26 protein-coding genes are annotated in these 18,673 nt (G+C 59.4%); 19 read left to right on the top strand and 7 right to left on the bottom strand.

Features of this window, described 5'->3' with window-relative positions; all coding sequences use genetic code 11:
* The first annotated feature begins 132 nt into the window (after nucleotides 1–132).
* Nucleotides 133–729, top strand: coding sequence for a hypothetical protein (locus J3P94_RS10155; RefSeq protein ID WP_434573065.1), 597 nt, complete (start codon nucleotides 133–135; stop codon nucleotides 727–729).
* Between the two features lie 248 nt (nucleotides 730–977).
* Here J3P94_RS10155 and J3P94_RS10160 read toward each other — a convergent pair whose 3' ends face one another.
* From J3P94_RS10160 to J3P94_RS10190, 7 genes are all read right to left on the bottom strand, one after another.
* On the bottom strand, nucleotides 978–1,520 hold the full coding sequence (locus tag J3P94_RS10160) for a phosphohydrolase (RefSeq protein WP_434573067.1): 543 nt from the start codon (nucleotides 1,518–1,520) through the stop codon (nucleotides 978–980).
* The gene (locus tag J3P94_RS10165) at nucleotides 1,517–1,738 is read right to left on the bottom strand and encodes a hypothetical protein (RefSeq protein ID WP_434573068.1); all 222 of its coding nucleotides are present in this window, start codon (nucleotides 1,736–1,738) and stop codon (nucleotides 1,517–1,519) included. Before J3P94_RS10165 ends, J3P94_RS10160 begins: the two co-directional genes overlap by 4 nt.
* Nucleotides 1,735–2,151, bottom strand: a complete 417-nt coding sequence (locus J3P94_RS10170; RefSeq protein WP_434573070.1) for a hypothetical protein — start codon at nucleotides 2,149–2,151, stop codon at nucleotides 1,735–1,737. Before J3P94_RS10170 ends, J3P94_RS10165 begins: the two co-directional genes overlap by 4 nt.
* A gap of 49 nt (nucleotides 2,152–2,200) precedes the next feature.
* Complete coding sequence (locus J3P94_RS10175) at nucleotides 2,201–2,524, bottom strand: pyocin activator PrtN family protein (protein ID WP_434573072.1); 324 nt, start codon at nucleotides 2,522–2,524, stop codon at nucleotides 2,201–2,203.
* Between the two features lie 158 nt (nucleotides 2,525–2,682).
* A complete protein-coding gene (locus J3P94_RS10180; protein WP_434573074.1) occupies nucleotides 2,683–2,967 on the bottom strand; it encodes a phage antirepressor KilAC domain-containing protein in 285 nt (94 codons plus the stop codon).
* A gap of 10 nt (nucleotides 2,968–2,977) precedes the next feature.
* The gene (locus J3P94_RS10185) at nucleotides 2,978–3,562 is read right to left on the bottom strand and encodes a hypothetical protein (RefSeq protein WP_434573076.1); all 585 of its coding nucleotides are present in this window, start codon (nucleotides 3,560–3,562) and stop codon (nucleotides 2,978–2,980) included.
* A 249-nt stretch (nucleotides 3,563–3,811) separates the two neighbouring features.
* Complete coding sequence (locus J3P94_RS10190; RefSeq protein ID WP_135846615.1) at nucleotides 3,812–4,522, bottom strand: XRE family transcriptional regulator; 711 nt, start codon at nucleotides 4,520–4,522, stop codon at nucleotides 3,812–3,814.
* A gap of 102 nt (nucleotides 4,523–4,624) precedes the next feature.
* Between J3P94_RS10190 and J3P94_RS10195 the strand changes: the two genes are divergently transcribed.
* The 18 genes from J3P94_RS10195 (at nucleotide 4,625) to J3P94_RS10280 (ending at nucleotide 18,649) form a co-directional block, all read left to right on the top strand.
* Nucleotides 4,625–4,849 (top strand): helix-turn-helix transcriptional regulator, encoded by a 225-nt coding sequence (locus tag J3P94_RS10195; protein ID WP_135846614.1) that lies wholly within the window; start codon nucleotides 4,625–4,627, stop codon nucleotides 4,847–4,849.
* A 327-nt stretch (nucleotides 4,850–5,176) separates the two neighbouring features.
* Nucleotides 5,177–5,695: a phage regulatory CII family protein gene (locus tag J3P94_RS10200; protein ID WP_181289207.1), complete on the top strand. Its 519-nt coding sequence runs from the start codon at nucleotides 5,177–5,179 to the stop codon at nucleotides 5,693–5,695.
* A complete protein-coding gene (locus tag J3P94_RS10205) occupies nucleotides 5,688–5,915 on the top strand; it encodes a TraR/DksA family transcriptional regulator (protein WP_014339657.1) in 228 nt (75 codons plus the stop codon). Before J3P94_RS10200 ends, J3P94_RS10205 begins: the two co-directional genes overlap by 8 nt.
* Nucleotides 5,905–8,124, top strand: a complete 2,220-nt coding sequence (locus tag J3P94_RS10210; protein WP_434573079.1) for a VapE domain-containing protein — start codon at nucleotides 5,905–5,907, stop codon at nucleotides 8,122–8,124. The genes J3P94_RS10205 and J3P94_RS10210 overlap by 11 nt, the downstream gene beginning before the upstream one ends.
* Entirely contained in the window at nucleotides 8,117–8,476 is a 360-nt protein-coding gene (locus tag J3P94_RS10215) for a hypothetical protein (protein ID WP_434573081.1), read from the top strand. The genes J3P94_RS10210 and J3P94_RS10215 overlap by 8 nt, the downstream gene beginning before the upstream one ends.
* A gap of 536 nt (nucleotides 8,477–9,012) precedes the next feature.
* The gene (locus J3P94_RS10220) at nucleotides 9,013–9,354 is read left to right on the top strand and encodes a phage holin family protein (RefSeq protein WP_135846610.1); all 342 of its coding nucleotides are present in this window, start codon (nucleotides 9,013–9,015) and stop codon (nucleotides 9,352–9,354) included.
* Between the two features lie 118 nt (nucleotides 9,355–9,472).
* Complete coding sequence (locus J3P94_RS10225) at nucleotides 9,473–9,997, top strand: terminase small subunit (RefSeq protein ID WP_149632523.1); 525 nt, start codon at nucleotides 9,473–9,475, stop codon at nucleotides 9,995–9,997.
* Between the two features lie 43 nt (nucleotides 9,998–10,040).
* Nucleotides 10,041–11,930, top strand: a complete 1,890-nt coding sequence (locus J3P94_RS10230; protein WP_149632522.1) for a phage terminase large subunit family protein — start codon at nucleotides 10,041–10,043, stop codon at nucleotides 11,928–11,930.
* An 11-nt stretch (nucleotides 11,931–11,941) separates the two neighbouring features.
* A complete protein-coding gene (locus tag J3P94_RS10235) occupies nucleotides 11,942–12,157 on the top strand; it encodes a hypothetical protein (RefSeq protein ID WP_135846607.1) in 216 nt (71 codons plus the stop codon).
* 2 nt (nucleotides 12,158–12,159) lie between these two features.
* A complete protein-coding gene (locus J3P94_RS10240; RefSeq protein WP_434573084.1) occupies nucleotides 12,160–13,767 on the top strand; it encodes a phage portal protein in 1,608 nt (535 codons plus the stop codon).
* A 2-nt stretch (nucleotides 13,768–13,769) separates the two neighbouring features.
* Nucleotides 13,770–14,990 carry a S49 family peptidase gene (locus tag J3P94_RS10245; protein ID WP_434573086.1) on the top strand — a complete coding sequence of 407 codons (1,221 nt, stop codon included), beginning with the start codon at nucleotides 13,770–13,772 and terminating at the stop codon, nucleotides 14,988–14,990.
* 12 nt (nucleotides 14,991–15,002) lie between these two features.
* On the top strand, nucleotides 15,003–15,353 hold the full coding sequence (locus J3P94_RS10250) for a head decoration protein (protein WP_343470293.1): 351 nt from the start codon (nucleotides 15,003–15,005) through the stop codon (nucleotides 15,351–15,353).
* Nucleotides 15,354–15,365: 12 nt separating this feature from the next.
* A complete protein-coding gene (locus J3P94_RS10255; protein WP_153388756.1) occupies nucleotides 15,366–16,397 on the top strand; it encodes a major capsid protein in 1,032 nt (343 codons plus the stop codon).
* Between the two features lies 1 nt (nucleotide 16,398).
* Nucleotides 16,399–16,587: a hypothetical protein gene (locus J3P94_RS10260; protein ID WP_434573088.1), complete on the top strand. Its 189-nt coding sequence runs from the start codon at nucleotides 16,399–16,401 to the stop codon at nucleotides 16,585–16,587.
* The gene (locus tag J3P94_RS10265) at nucleotides 16,587–16,907 is read left to right on the top strand and encodes a head-tail joining protein (protein WP_434573090.1); all 321 of its coding nucleotides are present in this window, start codon (nucleotides 16,587–16,589) and stop codon (nucleotides 16,905–16,907) included. Before J3P94_RS10260 ends, J3P94_RS10265 begins: the two co-directional genes overlap by 1 nt.
* Entirely contained in the window at nucleotides 16,904–17,566 is a 663-nt protein-coding gene (locus J3P94_RS10270; RefSeq protein WP_434573092.1) for a hypothetical protein, read from the top strand. The genes J3P94_RS10265 and J3P94_RS10270 overlap by 4 nt, the downstream gene beginning before the upstream one ends.
* Entirely contained in the window at nucleotides 17,559–18,089 is a 531-nt protein-coding gene (locus tag J3P94_RS10275; RefSeq protein WP_434573094.1) for a hypothetical protein, read from the top strand. The genes J3P94_RS10270 and J3P94_RS10275 overlap by 8 nt, the downstream gene beginning before the upstream one ends.
* Nucleotides 18,086–18,649 (top strand): phage baseplate assembly protein V, encoded by a 564-nt coding sequence (locus J3P94_RS10280; RefSeq protein WP_434573095.1) that lies wholly within the window; start codon nucleotides 18,086–18,088, stop codon nucleotides 18,647–18,649. The genes J3P94_RS10275 and J3P94_RS10280 overlap by 4 nt, the downstream gene beginning before the upstream one ends.
* Nucleotides 18,650–18,673 lie beyond the last annotated feature (24 nt).

Genomic DNA, 18,673 nt, shown 5'->3' on the forward strand with positions numbered 1-18,673 from the left:
GGCCTCCATCATGCCGTTTGATTGTCCATCCACATTTGGAGGTATCAATGCCATCATGCTTGGCCTCCGTGGACGGGGAGCAATGAAGCTGGGCAATATCTCGGATTTTTTGATAGTAAGGTGTCGGGTTGAATGAAAGGGTTGAACGTTCCACCGCTTATGATCGTGGCCACGGTATGGGTGGTGTGGTTGTTTTTGGCTATCGGCGCTTTGGGGTGGGCTCTGTTTGTATTGCTTGATGCTTTTGATGCCAAGAAGGACGCGGCGGCATGGGTGCAAGCTGTCGGTTCTGTCCTTGCGATTATCGTTGCAATTGCCGTAGCCAGTTCGCAAAACCAGCGGGCATATCAAGCCGGGAAGCAGGCGGAGCGTGAGCTTTTGGATAAATTGTTTGCCGTCGCGAATTTCGTTGCAAATGTATCGGGCGATGCCAGCCGTTACCTTAGCGACAATGCTGGCGACAGACGTATGGTCTCCAGGCTTGAGGTCTCTATGCGCGACTGCGATTACTTGATGCGTGAGGTGCAGTTCAATGAGGTGCCTCGCGCTGAAGCAGCTATAGGCTGGCTTGAACTCCGTGCAGCGGTCAGAGATGTCCTTCATGGCATACAGATAATTCAGGAAGCGAAACCTGGTGGCATTTCCATGCTTGTTATCTATGACATCGAGGCGGCTGCCATCGCGGCTGAAAAGGCTCGAGGTCGGATTAATGCCGCTTGTAAAGCATGAAACTACATTCTGGTGGGCTTTATACCCCTGAGCAGGCTGCGCGAGCGGGCTATGTTGAGCGATCAGCGTTGCTTCAGTGTGCGCTGCCCCGCGCAGCTTTTCGTGGGGTATAAGCGCCTCGGTGGCGTTGCAGGGAAGAGCAGTAATGCCTGCTGCTGCGCAGCAGAGGCTGTTTTTTACAGGCGCGTCGACCCTGCTAGCACTGCGGAGCAAATCGGGCTGGGTTTGGGTGTTGGTCTGATTCTGCTTCATGCCGCTTTCCTCCGGTGTTCGATAGCGAGCTCGTCCATCAAGCGCTGGTGATAGGTGAGCCGGGCTTCGGTGGGTGACCACGGCCGGATGCGCTCAGGCGCGGGTTCTATGCCGACAAGGCGATCCCAGGTAGCCGGGTCGGGTGGCATAAGGTCGCGGCGTTCGGTGGCCAGGGCGATCAGGTCGGCTTGGCGCACGCTTGCGGGAAGGTCGATCTCCAGGCCAAAGCGCTCACAAACGCGCCCCCACACGACGTCCTCGAAGCCACGGTAATAAGGCATCCACTCCTTGAGCGGCCGGGTCATGTCGCCGAGGTAGGCCTCGGTGGCGTCGTGTAGGAGGGCGGCGAGCTTATGCTCGGTCGGTACCAGATCCGCAACCAAGCAACTGTGCTGGGCCACGCTATAGAATTCGCGGGTGTGGCCGTTGAAGCGGCACAAATGGGCAAGCGAGTGCGCGATGTCTCGTGGGTCGATCATGTCGACGTCCGGTTCGAACAGGTCGAAGCGTTTGCCGGTATGCGTGAGGATCCAGTTCATGCTGCCTCCTTGACCAGGTCGGCGAGCAGCAGGGCGTTCTGGGTGTCCTTGTGCAACTTGCGCAGGGCGTCGTTGCCGATCAGCAACGACAGCTGCCGGTCGAACTCTTTGCGGAATCGAGTCACTTCGCGCAGTTCGGCGGTGGCTTTGGCGTGTTGCTGGTGAAGCGCGCCGGCGTCTTGAGGTGAGAGGCGTAGCATCGGGCAATGACGGCTCATGCTGCGTCCTCCACTTTGGCCTGATCCAGCAGAGCGGCCATGCCCAGCGTTTTTTCGCGCAGGTCGAGCGCCTGCTGTGCCTGGGCCTTCGAACTCATGGCGCGGAAGGTGTCAGAGGCCAGCCTCAATTTTTCGGCGATCTGCATAAGCGTTTGGCGCTCTTGAGGACCAAAGGCTTGGCTTTCTCTCAGCCGCTTCGCATGGGCTGCGAGGTGCTTGTGATCGGCGCGGATGAATTGGAGGGATGCCTCCAGCTCACGAATGGTTTTCGCGTTGGCGGCGCGTTCGTCGTTCGTGCCCTCTTCGATGCCTTCGACGCGGCCGTCAATGAGCCCGCCTCGGTAGCCGGTCCAGTAGATGAGGGCCGCGCCGACTATCAGGCCGATCAACGCGCAGATTTGAATTGCAGTCATGTGGTGTGCTCCTGGTGGTGTGGGTGGCCGGTGGTGACAGCCGTTACGGTTAGGCTTCTTCGGTGGCGTCGGCGTGGGCCTTCGCGTGGAGTTCGTCGGCCTTGTATGCCTGGATGTCGATGAGTGCAGCGACGTGGCGGATGTGTGCGTACCTCAAGGCTTTACGACTACCGTCCAAGGTCGTAACTGGAAGCTGTATGCGTCCGCTGTTGATCTCTGCAGCAAACCGCTCAGCGTTGATGTTGCGGAAGTACTGCACGCGCAGCTTTTCGAGGGGGATAAGCACGTCGCCGAAGGTGCGATAGAGCAGCTCGACGGTGGCCGTCTCCGGTGCTGGCATCAGGCGCAGCGGGTTTTGAGGCTGGCTAGTCATGAGGCTTTCGGCTCTCCATGCGTTTGTTTCGGGCAGGGTGATTCCAGGCATTGAGGCAGTGGCGTTTGGTCAGCTCGCGCAGATGCTCCGGCACCTCAAGGAGCGCGGCGTTGCGCTCCTCTCGGGTGCGTAGGGCGATGATCTGGCGGGCATATTCCCTAGGCCACGTCACGGTTTTCTGCCGGGATGGTAGGAAGGTCGAGGCCTAGTTGCACTGCTAGCCAGGGGATGCCGGCTTGCCGGACGCGGGTCGATTGGCTGTACTGCATGCCCAGCGTGTCGTGGTACCAATTACTGTCCTTGACCCGCAGGTATTCACGGTCACGAACGGGGAACGCCGGCAGGTTGCGGTCGGTGAGCAGGCCCTTCTCACGCATGAGCTTGATCAGGGCGGGGCGAGTCAGGCCGAAATGTTTGGCGGTCTTTTCGAGATTGCGCTCCATGCCAGACCTCCTAAGCTGCGTGCGCGGCGGGTGTCGCCAGCGCAGCCAGGTGGTTAATGGATTCGCAAACCTGCTCGTACATCTCAGCGTCGGTGCCGTACACGGTGAAGCACTTGGTACGCGGGCTTTTGACGCCGATGCTCATGACTACGGTGATTCCGGAGCGCGTGCGCGTTCGGTGCACGGCGAGCCGGATCGGTAGCTCAAAGCCCAGGTCCAGGTCGATAAATCCGCCCGTGCAAACCAGCATGTAAACTTGTTCGCGCTGCTGGGCGCTGAAAGCGCCGTACTCGCGCTCAGCATGTCGTACCGGATGCGGTTCGCCAGTCTGGTCAAAAGGGCCGTTGACGATCTCCTCAATAAAGTCGGCCAGCTTCAGGTGAGTTTTCTTGGTGTTGGGCAGAGTCAACGTGTGGCGCTCTGAGCCCAGCTCAATGGTGAAGGTGCTGTCCGCCTTGTTGCGTTCAACCTTCAAACGAAACGCCAGCACATCGCGTCGAGGCGTTGACCGTAGGGTGTGGTTGAAAGTCCCGCTGAGGTTCACCTGGGCGCTAAGCAACGTCAGTGCGCGGTTGTCTATCTTGAATTTGCTCATGCCGCCCGTCCTCCGTCGTTTGGATCGAAGGAAGCCGGTGCGGTACGGGCCTGTTGCTTCGGTTTAGACGGGATGAATGCGCAGCCGTAGATGCGGGCCAGACGCCTTACTTCAAAGACGCGGGCTAGGTCGGCAACTGCCGGATGGATGTGAAGGGATGCTGTGGTGTACATGGTTTTGCCTCGCTCTGTGGTGGAAGAGTGAGGCAAATATCACGTGTTGTGTTGACTAAGTCAACACGTACTGTGATTATTTTTGAGGCTCATGCGTGAACCGTGATGATTTAAGGATGCCGCCAACCAGATGGACCTTCATCACTTCGTGCTGGTCCAGGTGCAATGGACTATGGTCCTGATTGACGCTATCGAACCGGTACACGCCTTCTCGTAGATAGATGAACTCCTTGATCATCGAGCGGCCGTCATAAGTCTGAACCATGACTTCATCGCCGGTAACATAGGCCTTATTCGGTTCTATCAGGACGTATTCTCCGCTTTTGATGCGCGGATGCATGCTGTCGCCGATGACCCTCAAGCCATAAGCATTTGGGTCATCGCTGAAAATATGCAGGTAGCCATCACCGTGGCCTACCGGGAAGTCCAAGGCTTCAAAATAGCCGTCCATCCCTAGTTTCGCTGTGCCTACCACTGGCACCACTCCTGTCTTGGCGGGGCCTATCAGCCTTGCCGCCCCATCTGAAGAGTTCGATACAGCTATCGACGCATCTTCATGTCCTGCTAAAGCCGACTGTGTTGAGTTCGTGCCGCTAATGAGTTCTGCCACCGTCACCCCCAACGCAGGGGCTAAAAGGGCAAGGTCCATCAGGTTTGGCTCCCTGAGATCGCTCTCATAATTACCTATTCGAGATTGAGACGACCAGCCGCAGACCTCCGCTAAGGCCTTCTGGCTGATGCGTTTCTGTTTCCTAAGTCGCTTGATGCGTGAGCCTAAAGTATCCATCGGGATTTTTTATCACGTAATGAAATATATTTTTCTCACTTATCGTGTTGAATAAAACACGTAATGTGTTTATTCTCTGCGCTGACTAGAGGAGTCATTTCCATGAATAACATCGCTCGCCTCAGGAAAGAGGCACAAATAAAGCAAAGAGATCTGGGGCAGGTGCTGGGTTGGACGCAGGCTCGATTGAGTAACTACGAGTCAGGCAATCGGATGCCTGGGTTGAGTGATTGTCGCGCCATAACGGCTGCACTGAATCGACTCGGGGCTACCTGCACGCTTGATGATGTGTTTCCTCCGGAGCCTGTCCTGGCCCGCGCAGCTTAGAAAAAAGGCGACCCAAAGGTCGCCCAGTTCCTCCCGGCACGCACCACCACAGCGCTGTCGGGTCGCGATAAAGATAGGCGGGCACACCACATGCAAACCACCTCTCTTTATCGCGCTTTCCCAAGGCTCGGAAGCCTTGGTGTTGCTGCCTTTCCACCACAGATTGGGCAGCTGTTGCGCCAGGGGTGAACAACGGATTGTTTGCCCCGGCACGGTGCCGGTATCGATCCCTTAGATCTAGCCGGCGTTTGGGCCCTTTCAAGCCACGCGGCAAATGTATCACCACTGCATGTCGCGCGGCACTGGCAACTTTTAAGGATTAATGCCATGAGCCGAATCGCTCTGAGTTGCGTTGAACGAGCACAGCGGGAAGTCCTGCCGCTCGATCTGGCGCTTTACCATGCCGCACGGGACTACCCAGGCGGCGCCGCTGCAATCGCCGCCACCACCGGCCGAAACCCCACCACGCTGCAGCACAAACTGTCCCCCACGCATCCCAGCCACTCGGTGAACATTCAAGAGTTTGGCGAGATCCTCGAGCTGACAAAGGACAGGCGCATTCTGGATGCGGTGCATGCCTTGGTCGGCGATACGATCTGGCATGAGCTGTCTGAGGTGTACACCACTGACATGCCGGAAACCCTGACCGTGGGCCTCGCCGAGTATTTTCGGCAGGTGGCCGATCTGGCCGACACCTGGGCCAAGAGCATTGGCGATGGAGTGGTCAGCGATCACGAGCTGGCCGCGATCCGCCTGCAAGTATTTCGAGGTATCCAGGGGCTGCTGGGCTTGTTCAACCGCGCCACGTACGTCAACCAGACAACGCGGGGTGACGGCCGTGGCTGATATTGCTGATTTTGCCAATGACTTGGTGCAGGAGCGCATCGATCAGGCGCTTGCTGCTCGCAGTGCGTTCAAGCCGGCGCTGCCTGGGCATTCGTTGTTGTTCTGTGAAAGCTGTGACGATCCGATCCCCGAGGCGCGGCGACTGGCCCAGCAGGGCTGCACGCAGTGTGTGAACTGCCAGTCCATCGATGAGATGCGAGAGGCTCGCCATGCTCGATGACGTGCTGAATCAATTTGCGGACTTCGGTCTGGAGCCCGCGCAACCACTGCTTTACGGCAAGCTGACTCGATGCAAGACCGCCCTGGATAAGGGCAAAGAAAAAAACGGCTGGTACGTTCTACACGAGCACCACACCGAGAAAGGCGAAACTTTGATCTTCGGTGCGTTCGGAGACTGGCGCACAGGGGAAACGCAAAAGATCAGGGTGAAGCCCGGCCGGATGACGCCTGAAGAGCGTGAAGTCATGCGCGCTCGTCAGGAGGAGGCCAAGCGCAAGGCCGCCGAGAAGGCTGCCAACGCTGCCCGTCGAGCGGCTAACCGTGCTGCTGGTTTATTCAAACGGATGCCCGAGAAGGGCCGTAGCGCCTATCTGGATCGAAAGCAGATCGTAGGCCTCGGCGTTCGTTATGCTCCGCGCTCCGGCGCGGTTTTGGTGCCCATGCAAAGCGCTCGGGACCAGATCGTCGGGTTGCAAGTGATATTTCCCGAGAAGCAAGAGGACACTGGCCGCGACAAGTCTTACTGGCCCTATGGGATGGCGAAAGAGGGTGCCTTCCACCTCATTGGTCCGCACCCTGAGCCGGGTGAGCCAGTGCTTGTGTGTGAGGGCTACGCCACCGGTGCAAGCCTGCACATGGCGACATCGTTGACGGTCGCCATTGCCTTTGATGCGGGCAACCTCATGACGGTCGCCAAGGCAATGCGCGAGCGGTTCCCAGGGCGTCCTCTAATCATCTGCCGGGATGATGACTGGAAAACCAAGCGCCCGAATGGCGAGCCCTGGAACCCAGGTGAAGAGAAAGCCAACAACGCGGCAACGGTTGTAGGTGGTCAGGTAGTCGGCCCTATCTTTTCGGTGGAGCGAGAGGACAAGTGGACTGACTTCAACGACCTGCACTGTGCTGAAGGATTGGAGGCGGTGCGCCGCCAGATACTGGCCGTGGTCAAGCCACCTGCGGCAGGAGGCTGGAAAGACCAGTTGGCCCGCACGGAAAACGGCATGTTGATCGCGCACATGCAAAACGTAGAGCTGATTCTGGGCAACGACGAACGTTGGGCCGGTGTGATTGGCTTCAGTGCGTTCAGCTCAAAGATCGTCAAGCTGCGTGCTGCCCCGTATGGCGGCGGTGTCGGCGATTGGGCCGACATTGATGACATGCTGGTCATGAAGTGGCTCGGGCAACAATACAACCTGCGGGTCAAGGCGAGCAGCGTTATTGAGGCCGTCAGTGTTGTTGCACATGACCATGCCTTTCACCCGGTACGCGATTATCTCAATGGCCTGGAGTGGGATCGGGTACCCCGGCTCGACACCTGGTTAACAGACATCATGGGCGTAGCCCCGACAGATTACAGCTCCAAGGTCGGTAAGCGCTGGATGGTATCGGCGGTCGGCCGGGTGATGCAGCCGGGCTGCAAGGCTGACTCGGTGATGATCCTCGAAGGCGCACAGGGCGCCGGTAAATCCACGGCCATGTCGGTGTTGGGTGGTGCCTGGTTTATGGATACCCCCTTCGCCTTGGGCGACAAGGATGGGTTCCAGGCGATTCGCGGCAAGTGGATCGTTGAGCTGGGGGAGCTGGACAGTTTCAACAAGGCCGAGTCCACCAAGGCGAAGCAGTTCTTTTCTGCCTCGACGGACACTTACCGCGAGAGCTATGGCCGCAGAACGATGGACGTGCCACGCCAGTGTGTTTTCGTGGGTACGACGAACCAAGATGAGTACCTGAAGGATGCCACCGGCAACCGTCGATATTGGCCGGTTGCTTGTACCAAGGTGGACCTTGATAAGTTGCGCGAGATCCGCGACCAGCTATGGGCCGAGGCAATGTTTTGCTATCAGTCAGGCGATATCTGGTGGGTCAACAGGGAGGAGGCGCCGCTGTTCGCTGAGGCTCAGGAAGAACGCTTCGTGGTGGATGAGTGGGAAGGCCCGATCCTGGCTTGGCTCGAAGAGTCTCAGCTTGGCGAGACTGCGACCGGCACCGACATTCTCCTCGGGGCTCTGAAGCTGGACTTCGGTCACTGGGGCAAGCCGGAGCAGATGCGGGTGGGGGCGATCATGCACCGGTTGGGTTGGCGAAAGGTCCGGCAACCTGCTCTGCGCAAGAGTGGCATCAGGCCTTGGGCTTACAAGAAGCCAGAAAACTGGGGCAGGTCATCGAACCTTCAGCAGCAGCCGGTTGAGGAGCCATGTTTCGATGATTAAGGAGATCGATGCGCGGCTGCGCAAATGGGCCGAGGAGCTGCATAGCGACCTCAGTGCCGGCGGGCTCGCCGGTGGGAACATGGTTGCCATGATGATGGAGAGCAATGGACAGCTGATTCGAGGCCGGCGGGCGTTCCGTGCGCCGCTGGAAGGTTCGCTTGATGTCGAGCTGATCGTGACCAAACATCTCGATCCTCTGCATGTGCAAATCGTGCGAGAGCACTACTGCAACCAAGACAGCGACATGCGCTTGAAGTATGCCCACTGCGGCTGCGGGCGCGACACCTACTACCAGCGTCTGCATGACGCGCACTTGTGCATCTATTGGCTACTGATGGGAGTTGCTGCTTGACCTCGTTTGCGTCCGTGGCTGTCCTACCGGCTCGCCTTGTCCCACTGCTGTTCGATGCAGTTGGACAAGCGCGGGCCGCGCTGTTGTTGAGCTGTCCTACTGTCCAACCTTCCAGCACGTCCCGCCCATGTGTGAGCGTAGCGGGAGCGCATACGCGCCCATGGCGCGCACGCGTGCTCTTAGCTTTTTCTCTTTACGGGAGAGAAGAGAAAATAAAGTAGGACAGTGGGGCAGGCCCCGATTCTAGGCGCCTGTAGCTGTCCTACTTCGACCCGAGATAGTGGGACAGGAAGGACAGCGCCCTAGGCGCTGGAAGCCGCGATAACTATGCCCCGCCGCGCATTACCCGTGCATTACCCCCACATTGACCTTGCGTTGACCCCTTATTGATGGGGTGGCATTAAAACCGGCTTGCTGCCACCGGAATCGACCTGTAAAAAGTACTCATCTTCGATAGGTGCGACCGCATAAAGCGGCAGGCACCACACACCAAACCCGGCCCTTGCGCCGGGTTTTTGCGTTTAAGGGGCGGGGCAATGACGAACGAACAACAAGCACTGGCAGAGATGCCGATCTGGTTAGTGATTCTCCTGGCCTTGGTTGGCGGCGTATCGGGGGAGATGTGGCGGGCCGACAAGGACGGGGCGCGGGGCTGGGCATTGCTGCGGCGCCTCGCCCTTCGATCCGGTGCCTGTATCGCCTGCGGAGTGACGGCGATGATGTTGATGATCGCCGCCGGCATGTCGATCTGGACGGCGGGCGCCTTGGGATGTTTGACGGCTATGGCCGGCGCCGACGTTGCGATTGGCCTGTACGAACGCTGGGTAGCGAAACGATTGGGTGTCACCGAGGCATCAAGCAACGCGGGGCAGGGGTAGGGGGAGGGGGATTTTCTGGGTCCTCCCCTTGGCTCGCCCCCTACACGGGTTACCGAACTCGCGGATTCCCTGCAGCTGAGTTTTTTGCTGGGATGTCCGTCTTTTCAAGGGGTTAGCGATGGGAAGAACAGTCAGCAAAGCCGAGTTGAGCGAGATCGTCGGCCGCGATGAACGCACGCTGACCCGTTGGCAGAACGACGGCATGCCCGTAATCGAGTTCGGCCTGGGCCGGGGCAATGAAAACCAATACGACACCGAGGCGGTGATCCAGTGGCTGATGCAACAGGCCGCGCTCAACGGCAAAAAAGAATCCTCTCGTGACCGGCTCGACCGTGTCAGGGCCAATCGTGAAGAGCTGGCGCTGGCCAAGGATTTGGGCGAGGTCGTAATCGCGGCGGATCTGATCGGACGCTTTGAGGCAATGATCACGGCAGCCAAAGTCGAGCTGCTCAACTCATTTCCGGATGAGTTGGCGGAACAACTGTCGGCGCGCTACGGCGTTGAAGTTGACGAGCGCCTGATCGCCGACCCCATCGAAACCATCCTGAGGAGGCTGTCAGACTATGACAAGGATGATGCCCAGTCAGATGGAGATTCTGACGAACCGGACGATCCGGAGGGCCTTGAAAAAGACGGCGATTAACGCGCTGCGCGGCGCCTGCCGGAAGTGGGCACCGCCGCCGCGCATGAGCATTATCGAATGGGCGGAAAAATACCGCTGGCTGGCGCCAGAAGAATCAGCCCGCCCCGGCAAATATCGCTTCAACGTCACGCCTCACCTGACCTGGCCCGGCGGCCCTCTGGAGGCGCTGGACGATCCGGCGGTCACCGAGATCGTCGGTCGCAAATCGGCTCAGGTAGCCTGGACGTCGGGCGTTCTCGGTAACGCCCTGGGCAAGTGGATCGACATCGATCCGTCGCCGATATTGGTGCTGTTTCCCAAGGCCGAAGCCGCCAAGCAGTACGTGGGTGAGAAGCTCGAACCCATGATCGAGGCGACACCACGGCTTCGCAAAAAGGTCGATTTACGCAGTCGCAAGTTGCAGCAGCGCCAAGACTTTAAGCGCTTTCCTGGCGGTTTCCTCAAGATGGTGGGCTCCAACAGCCCGGCCAGCGTGAAATCTACACCGGTACCGCGTGTAGCCATTGAAGAGCCCGATGACTGCAACCTCAACCTGCGCGGGCAGGGCGATAGCATCAAGCTCGCCAAGGAGCGTCTTAAAACCTTTCGCCGTTCCAAGATCATCATCGGCGGCACACCAACGATCAAAGGTCTGTCGGCGATTGATGCGGAGCTGGAGCTGTCGGACAAGCGCATCGGCTTGGTGACGTGTCACGAATGCGGCCAGGAACATGCGCTGAGCTTTGACAACCTTCACTGCGATGAAGACCCCGAGTATCACCACGAGGTCTACGGCAAAAAACGGCCGGAGAAGGCGTTCTATTCGTGCCCACATTGCGGCGCGATTTGGGACGACAACCAGAAAAACGCGAACCTCAAGCATGGGCGCTGGCAGGCTACGGCTGAGTTTCGCGGTATTGCCGGCTACATCCTAAATGAGCTGTACGCTACCTTTTGGGGGTCACGCTTCCAGGCGTTGATGGAGAAAAAGCTCCAGGCCGAACACGCAGCGGCGCAAGGCAACATCGGTCCGATGATTGCCTTTGTGAACAGCTCCAAGGGCGAAAGCTACGAGTACCAAAGCGATGCGCCCAAGACAGACGAACTGGAGAAGCGAGCCGAACCATACGCCGAACTGACAGCGCCCAGGGGCGTGCTGTTGGTCACCGTGGGTGTGGACGTGCAAGGTGACCGGCTAGCGCTGATCATCACCGGATGGGGGCGCGGCGAAGAGTCCTGGCGGCTCTATTGGGGCGAGCTACACGGCAACCCCATCGATCCCCACGACAGCGTCTGGCAGGAGTTGGATCGGGTCATCGCTCAGCCAATCCCTACCGAGGGCGGCGCGCACCTCGCGGTGTCGGCGGTCAGTATCGACAGCTCGGACGGTAATACCAGCGATGCCGTTTACAGCTATGTCCGTGATCGGCAGCGCTTCAACATCATGGCGATCAAGGGCGCGTCGATTGACAGCCGCGACAAGGAAATTTTCACCAAACCACCGCAGTCTGTGGACACCTCGCAGGACAACACCAAAGCGGCGAAATATGGCCTGCGGGTGCACATCGTTGGCACGCATAAGGCCAAGACGCTGATCGATGGCCGTCTGCGCTTGAAGGGTGTCGGGCCGGGGCGCATGCACTGGTACAGCGAGATCCGTTCGGATTACTACGAACAGCTCACCAACGAAGTGCTGGCGCCGCATGCGCGTAACCCCAGCAAGATGGTCTGGCAGAAAAAAGCCGGGCGCCGCAACGAAGCCCTGGACTGCGAGGTGTATGCCCTGCATGCCGCACGTAGCCTTAAAACGCATCTGCTACGTGACCACGAGTGGGACCAGTTGGAACAGCAATTGATGCAGCCAACGCTGTTCAACACCGAACAACCGGTCGCACCGGTACCGCGCCGAGTAGTCGCTCGTGGGCGGGGCACCCGCAGTCGAGCGGGCTATTAAGGAAATCAACCATGACTGACGCACAACAGCGCCTAGCTGAAGTTAGGGCGGCAATTTCTGACGTCCTGAAAAAGGGTCAGCGCCTGCGCCGGGCTGATCGTGAGGTACAACTGGCAGAGCTCAACAGCTTGCGCCTGCTGGAGAAACAATATGCTCAGGAAGTCGCCAACGAACAGGCGGCACTGCGTGGTCGAGGCCGCAATCGCGTCTCGTACCTGGGGATCTGATCATGTGGCCATTCAGTAAGCGTGAAGGCCCGGCCGATCTGCTGATGCGCGAGGCCATTAAGGTGGCCAAGGCTTCGGTGGACGGCCAGCAGATTGTTGCTCAGGGCGGTGGCGGCGGTGTTGAAACTCGCTGGCGAGGCGCTTCGCGCATGCTGCGCAGCATGGCCAGCTGGATACCTGGCCTCGGGAGTCCGCGACGGGACTTCAATCAGAGCGAGCGGCGAATGCTGGTGGCCCGGTCAAGGGACGCCATGCGTAACCACCTGATAGCCCGCGCTGCCATCACCCGGTTGCGCACCAATGTCGTGGGCACCGGGCTGGTGTGCCGCGCCCAGGTGGACCATGAGGCCCTAGGCCTTACCGAAGAGGAGGCAGACGAATTGAATGGCCGGTTGGACCGGCTTTGGTCGTTGTATGCCGATGATCCGAGAGAGTGTGATGCCGAAGCGACCCTCAATCATTACCAGTTGCAAGCCCTGGTCTTGGTGTCGTCGCTGGTCGCTGGTGATGTGTTGGTGGCCAGCCCGGATCAGGAGCGTCCGGGCTGTGTCTTCAGCACGCGACTACAGTTGATCGAGTCGGATCGGGTCGGCAATCCGAACGGCGGTATGGACCGGGTCAATCTGGTTGATGGCGTTGAGTTCGATTCGCTGGGCGCGCCCGTGGCCTATCACGTCTGCACCGGCTATCCCGGCGAGCATCTAGCCGGTAAGCCACTGAGCTGGGAGCGACTTACCGCTTTCGGTGAGGAGACAGGCCGGCGACGTGTGTTGCACGTCCTGGCGGACAAGGAACGTCCAGGTCAGAAGCGCGGGGCTCCCTACCTGGCGCCTGTGCTGGAGCCGCTGCAAAAGCTCGAGCGCTACAGCAGCGCGGAGCTTATGGCCGCCGTGATCTCCGCAATGTTCACGGTGTTCATCAAAAAGAGCTCTGATTTCCCAACCGGCAACCTGCCAATGACTGCTTTGGCGGACGAGCGCCCTGAAGGCGATGACACCACCGATGGCGAGCTGGCCCTAGGCGAGGGGGCCGTGATTGACCTCGGCGTTGGTGAAGAGCCAGTCGTAGCGAACCCAGGTCGACCCAATGCCCAGTTTGATCCCTTCTTCACCGCCGTGGTGAAAGAGATCGGCGCTGCCCTGGAGCTGCCACTTGAAGAGCTCTTGCTCCATTACAGCAGCAGCTACAGCGCGGCCCGCGCCGCCATGCTTCAGGCTTGGCGTTTCTACAGTCTGCGTCGTTGGTGGCTTGCCTGTGATTTCTGCCAGCCAAGCCGTGAGCTGATTATCGACGAAGCCGTGGCTAGGGGCCTGATTGACCTTCCGGGCTACGGCGACCCAGCCAAGCGCAAGGCCTACTGTCAGGCCATTTGGATCGGTCCGGCCCGTGGGGCTATTGATGAGCTGAAGGAAGCCAACGCGGCCGGTAAGCGCATCGAAATTGGCGTGAGCAACGAAACCCTCGAAACAGCGGCCATGACCGGCGAGCCCTGGCAGCAGGTGTTCCGTCAGCGTGTACGGGAAGTGGAGCAACGCCGCGCTAAAAACCTGCAGGCCCTGCCCAAGAGCGGGCTAGAAAACCCGCCTGACCCCAAATCCGAAGAGGACTGAATATGCCTCGAGCACTTGAGCTGGCTGCGTCGCAGCCTTGGCTAATGCTGCCTGACGCCCTGGAAAACTTGCTGACCATTGCCGACCGTATGGGCGATCCGATGGCCCTGGCGACCCGACGCGGCGAGCGGCTGGAAGATACCCGCAAAGTCACTATGCGAAACGGCGTGGCAGTGATCCCCGTAACTGGGCCGATCTTTCGCTATGCAAACATGTTCACTGAAATCAGTGGCGCTACTAGCACTCAGGTCCTGGGCACGGACATCCAGCGAGCGCTGGACGATCCCAAAGTCCGTTCGATTGTGCTCAACATCGACAGCCCTGGCGGTGTCGCTTCCGGCATCAATGAATTGGCCGAGATGATATTCGCGGGTCGAGAGCGCAAGCGGATCGTCGCGTACATTGGTGGCATAGGGGCGAGCGCTGCGTATTGGATCGCCTCGGCAGCGCACGAGATCGTCATCGACGAAGCCAGTCTGGCCGGCAGCATCGGCGTAGTCGTTGAGGCTGTCGTTGAAAGTGACGCTGCCAACGGCCGCAAGCGCTATCAGATCGTTAGCAGCAACGCCCCGAACAAGCGGCCCGATCTCGCAACCGAAGAAGGGCGCGCCAAGATCGGTGAAACCGTGAATGCCCTCGGTGAAGTCTTCGTCGGCAAAGTGGCGCGAAACCTGAGCACCGACGCCGCCAAGGTCCCCGCAATGGGTGACTTCGGTGGATTACGCGTCGGAGCCGCCGCTGTTGAGTCGGGTCTTGCCCATCGGTTGGGCTCGCTTGAATCCCTCATCACCGAACTGGCCAGACCGGCCATCACTGTCCCAAGGAAAACCACCATGACCACCGTACACACCACGGCGGAGCTGCGTACTGCGCTGGCCGCCGGCACTGATCCGAACTCCATCGAAATCGCCCAGGCCCAGCAGCCTGACCTCGGCGCCATTCGAGCCGAAGGCGCCGCTGCAGAACGCGAGCGCATCAAGGGCATTAACGCCTTGGCCAGCAAAGGCTTCGAGAAAGATATCGAAGCGGCGATTGATGCAGGCACTACGGTCGAGGCCACAGCCTTGCAATTGTTCAAAGCCGCCCAGGATCGCGGGATTTCCCTTTCTGCCATCAAAAGCGATGCACAGGGCGTCACGGCTACAACCCCAAGCGGTGATGGCAAGCAGGGCGAACGCCAGGCAGCCGTCAGTGCAATCGTTGCGGGCGCTTCGCGCCGCTGACAGGAGACATTCATGAGCAACCCGGAACGTAAAACCTACCAGCCGAGCCACCTTTCTGCCGGTGACTTTCCCATTGCAATGGACACCGGTTTGATCGCCGCTGGCCAGACGCTCCTGCGGGGATCTGTCCTGGGGCAGGTAACCAGTTCGAAAGAGTTCGTGCTGTGTAAAACCGCTGCTGAAGACGGCTCCCAGGTGCCTACGGCCATCCTCGACGAGGACGTAGACACCACGGGCGGGGCCAAGAGCGCGCCCGTTCGTTTGACGGGTCAAGTGCTGGGCACCCAGCTCCACCTCGGTGAGGGCCTGACCTTGGCTGCGGCCAAAGCCGCCCTTCGACATTTCTGCATTTTCATCCGCTGACCGGAGCATCTGATGACTGATATTTTTGACACCCTCACCATGCTCGAAGCCGTTGAGCAGATGAATACGCCTCGTCGCTTCTTGATGAACACTTTCTTCAACGGCGGCAACCCCGTTACCTTCGGCACCGAGGCGGTGACCATCGACATCATCAAGGGCCAGCGCAAGATGGCGCCTTTCGTACACCCGTCGCTGCCCGGCAGTGTCTCGCTGCGTAACGGCTTCAGTTCTGAGACGTACAAGCCGCCCTACATCCAGCCTAAGCGCGAGACGCGAGCAGAACAAATCCTCAAGCGTGCTGCCGGCGATAACCCATTCTCCTCACGGACTCCCCTGGAGCGAGCGGGCGAGCAGTTGGGGCGCGACCTGATCGACCTGGACGACGAGATCACTCGCCGTGAAGAGTGGATGTGCGCCCAGGCGCTGAGCACTGGGCGCGTTCGGGTGCTGGGCGATGGCGTGGATGACACCATCGATTTTCTGATGGAGGACAGCCACAAGATCGTCTTGGGCGCTGGGCGTTGGGACACGGCGGACTCCGATCCTATCGCCAACTTGCGGCAGTGGAAACGCCAGATTGCCAAGGATTCCGGGCGCACCGGTAACGTCGCTGTGCTCAGTGGCGAAGCCCAGGATGCTTTCCAGCGCAACGAAACAGTGTTGAAACAGCTCAACTCTCGCCGAGTGGACATGGGCGTGATCAAGCCTGAAGAGCTGCCAGATGGCGTGACCTATCTCGGCTATTTGAACGACCCCGGCATCGACCTGTACGTCTACGACGAGTGGTACCTAGACGATGAGGGTGACGAGCAGCAGATGGTGCCAAGCGGCGGCTTGATGCTCGGCTCGACCTCGACTCGAAACGCGATGCTGTATGGCGCGATCAAGGACATCGAAGCCATTGAAAGTGGCCTGGTCGAAGCGGCCCGTTTCCCCAAAAGCTGGGTCACCCAAGATCCGAGCGCCCGGTGGTTGAAGCTGCAAAGCGCTGCCCTGGCCGGGATGCTAGAGCCTAACGCTTTCGTCTTTGCAAAGGTGGTGTGATATGGCCGCGAAAGCTGAATACGTTGTGATCGAAGGCTGTGTGCAGGACGGTGCTAAGTTGGTGCGGAAAGGCGAAGTGTACGTTCCGCCCAGCATTGAGATCCGGGATCTGTTGCTCGACGAAGGCGTCATTGCCAAGCGCGGCAAGCTGGAGTCTGGATCCTCTACTTCGGATGGCGGAGATAGCTGATGGCTTTCCGTGACCAGGTTGCAGCGATGGATGTGCAGTTGCTGGATGTCCTGGGCGACGAGGCTCTGGTTGACGGGCGTGACTTACCGGTGCCGGGATTCTTCTCGGCGCCCTGGTTGCAACCAAAGGTGGGAAGGATCAACACCGGTATACGCGAGCCAGTGTTCGCCGTCCGTATTGTTGATGCCCACCTCATTTCGGATGGCCAGTTAATCACTGTCCAGCTGATGCCAGAAGACGGCGGCGGGCGTTATGTCATCGTCAAACGTGAGCCGGATGGCACCGGTTGGGTCAACTTGATTCTTCGGGAGGTGCGATGAGCGTCGGCAGTCATGTCAAATCCTCGGCCAGCTCCGGTCTGTTCACGCTGCAACTGGCTCAAGCCGATAAGGATGCGTTCTCCGACTTTGCCGCTCTTGTTCCACAAGCCGCCCGTGCAGCTCAACGGCGAGCACTGAACAAGACGCTGCGTTGGTTGCGCACTCACATTGCACGAGCAGTAGGCCGGCAAGCCCGAATCGCCATCGCCGCTGTGCGTCAGCGACTAAAGGCTTACCCAGTCAACTCCAACGAGCAAGCCAAGTTGTGGTTTGGCGTCAATCCCATTGAGGCCAGTCGCGCAGGCCGGGTACGACAGGGCCGCTCTGGCGTCTCTGTCGCGGGTCGCAAGTATCAGGGGGCGTTCTATCAGACCGTTTATGGCGGCGCGCCTGACATATGGATTCGTACCGCCAGTAAACACTTCAGAGCAAGCGACTATCCCGACAGTGACGTGTCTGGCGGCGGTGGGCCAAGTTCGGGCTGGATTGCCGAGAACGGTAGCCGCTATCCACTGGCCAAGGCCAAGATATCGCTCGACGACGTGCGGCCTCACTTTGAGGAATGGTCGCGTCGTGCGCATCAGCGGCTGCTTGAGATCCTGGAGCAGGAGATGAATTTCGAGCTGCAAAAATACTTGAGGAAATCAGCCCATGTCTGATCCCATCATTCCTCTCGACCACCTTTACTCAGCCATTGAAGAACAGATCGCCCAGGCTATTCCCGGCTTGGCATACATCTGCACCATGCCCGACATGCTGCAGCACGTACCCATCCCTGCAGTTGTGCTTGAGCTGGTCGAGCTGGAGCCCGGTCGGGACCCCGGCACAGGCGAAGTCGGAGTCGAGGCGCGTTTCGAAGCGCGCATCATCGTCGGCAGCGATCACGAGCACTGCCAGCAGGTAGCGGCTTTCATCGCGGCTCAGCTAATCATTGTGCTGCGCATGCAGACATGGGGATTGGCGGTCGAGCCGGCAGAGTTCGTCCAGGCATCACAGGACTGGACCCGGCCGGAGCTCGACAGCTATGCGGTGTGGGTCGTTGAGTGGACCCAGGGTATTTACTTAGGCAGGGAAGAGTGGCCGTGGCCGAATCAGCCCCCAGGTACTTTGCTCTGGGGCTTCAGCCCTGACACTGGCCCTGGTAGCGAGGAAAGCTATCAACCACCGGAGGAAATGGCATGAGCTACCCCAGTGCGCAGCATGACCGCATGCTGGCCGGCCTGGTCAAGGATTGTTATGTGGTCGCGCTGGATCTGACCGCTTCGCCACCCGCATGTCGGGTGTCGGATGGGGACTGGGTCAGTGCCTGGGTGCGTTGGCACAGCATCGCCGCCGGCAAAGCCCGTCATTGGCGAGCCCCCAGCATGGGCGAGCAGGGAACTCTGGTAAGTGCCAGCGGCGATGTGGCGCAGGGCACATTTATCCCGGGCCTCTATGGCGATGCCGGGGCACCGCCGGACAACCGCGACCACGTCGAGGTATGGCGCTTCGAGGATGGGGGCTCGCTGGTCTATGACTGGCAGGCCGGCACCTACATCATCACCGTGCCAAGCGGTACCGTGACGATCAAAGTCGGCGGAACCGAAGTGGTCGTAACGGACAGCGAGATCAACGCCACGGCAGGCGATATCACCCTGACGGGCAATGTGCTGATCAACGGCCCGTTGCAGGTCACGGGCGATATCAACGGCGGCGGAAAAATCATCGATACCGGTGGCAACACGCCGAACCACAAACACTGACTCCGACATTTATCCATAGCCCGC

Source organism: Pseudomonas sp. Z3-8 (genome assembly GCF_051131975.1).
Lineage (GTDB): Bacteria > Pseudomonadota > Gammaproteobacteria > Pseudomonadales > Pseudomonadaceae > Aquipseudomonas.

Coding starts and splice junctions, on each gene's coding strand:
- J3P94_RS10170 (WP_434573070.1), bottom strand. CDS start 2,151: ATGACTGCAATTCAAATCTGCGCGTTGATCGGCCTGATAGTCGGCGCG.
- J3P94_RS10175 (WP_434573072.1), bottom strand. CDS start 2,524: ATGACTAGCCAGCCTCAAAACCCGCTGCGCCTGATGCCAGCACCGGAG.
- J3P94_RS10195 (WP_135846614.1), top strand. CDS start 4,625: ATGAATAACATCGCTCGCCTCAGGAAAGAGGCACAAATAAAGCAAAGA.
- J3P94_RS10210 (WP_434573079.1), top strand. CDS start 5,905: ATGCTCGATGACGTGCTGAATCAATTTGCGGACTTCGGTCTGGAGCCC.
- J3P94_RS10265 (WP_434573090.1), top strand. CDS start 16,587: ATGGCTTTCCGTGACCAGGTTGCAGCGATGGATGTGCAGTTGCTGGAT.
- J3P94_RS10245 (WP_434573086.1), top strand. CDS start 13,770: ATGCCTCGAGCACTTGAGCTGGCTGCGTCGCAGCCTTGGCTAATGCTG.
- J3P94_RS10215 (WP_434573081.1), top strand. CDS start 8,117: ATGATTAAGGAGATCGATGCGCGGCTGCGCAAATGGGCCGAGGAGCTG.
- J3P94_RS10200 (WP_181289207.1), top strand. CDS start 5,177: ATGAGCCGAATCGCTCTGAGTTGCGTTGAACGAGCACAGCGGGAAGTC.
- J3P94_RS10180 (WP_434573074.1), bottom strand. CDS start 2,967: ATGGAGCGCAATCTCGAAAAGACCGCCAAACATTTCGGCCTGACTCGC.
- J3P94_RS10240 (WP_434573084.1), top strand. CDS start 12,160: ATGTGGCCATTCAGTAAGCGTGAAGGCCCGGCCGATCTGCTGATGCGC.
- J3P94_RS10270 (WP_434573092.1), top strand. CDS start 16,904: ATGAGCGTCGGCAGTCATGTCAAATCCTCGGCCAGCTCCGGTCTGTTC.
- J3P94_RS10230 (WP_149632522.1), top strand. CDS start 10,041: ATGAGCATTATCGAATGGGCGGAAAAATACCGCTGGCTGGCGCCAGAA.
- J3P94_RS10190 (WP_135846615.1), bottom strand. CDS start 4,522: ATGGATACTTTAGGCTCACGCATCAAGCGACTTAGGAAACAGAAACGC.
- J3P94_RS10160 (WP_434573067.1), bottom strand. CDS start 1,520: ATGAACTGGATCCTCACGCATACCGGCAAACGCTTCGACCTGTTCGAA.
- J3P94_RS10280 (WP_434573095.1), top strand. CDS start 18,086: ATGAGCTACCCCAGTGCGCAGCATGACCGCATGCTGGCCGGCCTGGTC.
- J3P94_RS10165 (WP_434573068.1), bottom strand. CDS start 1,738: ATGAGCCGTCATTGCCCGATGCTACGCCTCTCACCTCAAGACGCCGGC.
- J3P94_RS10225 (WP_149632523.1), top strand. CDS start 9,473: ATGGGAAGAACAGTCAGCAAAGCCGAGTTGAGCGAGATCGTCGGCCGC.
- J3P94_RS10155 (WP_434573065.1), top strand. CDS start 133: ATGAAAGGGTTGAACGTTCCACCGCTTATGATCGTGGCCACGGTATGG.
- J3P94_RS10185 (WP_434573076.1), bottom strand. CDS start 3,562: ATGAGCAAATTCAAGATAGACAACCGCGCACTGACGTTGCTTAGCGCC.
- J3P94_RS10275 (WP_434573094.1), top strand. CDS start 17,559: ATGTCTGATCCCATCATTCCTCTCGACCACCTTTACTCAGCCATTGAA.
- J3P94_RS10250 (WP_343470293.1), top strand. CDS start 15,003: ATGAGCAACCCGGAACGTAAAACCTACCAGCCGAGCCACCTTTCTGCC.
- J3P94_RS10260 (WP_434573088.1), top strand. CDS start 16,399: ATGGCCGCGAAAGCTGAATACGTTGTGATCGAAGGCTGTGTGCAGGAC.
- J3P94_RS10220 (WP_135846610.1), top strand. CDS start 9,013: ATGACGAACGAACAACAAGCACTGGCAGAGATGCCGATCTGGTTAGTG.
- J3P94_RS10235 (WP_135846607.1), top strand. CDS start 11,942: ATGACTGACGCACAACAGCGCCTAGCTGAAGTTAGGGCGGCAATTTCT.
- J3P94_RS10255 (WP_153388756.1), top strand. CDS start 15,366: ATGACTGATATTTTTGACACCCTCACCATGCTCGAAGCCGTTGAGCAG.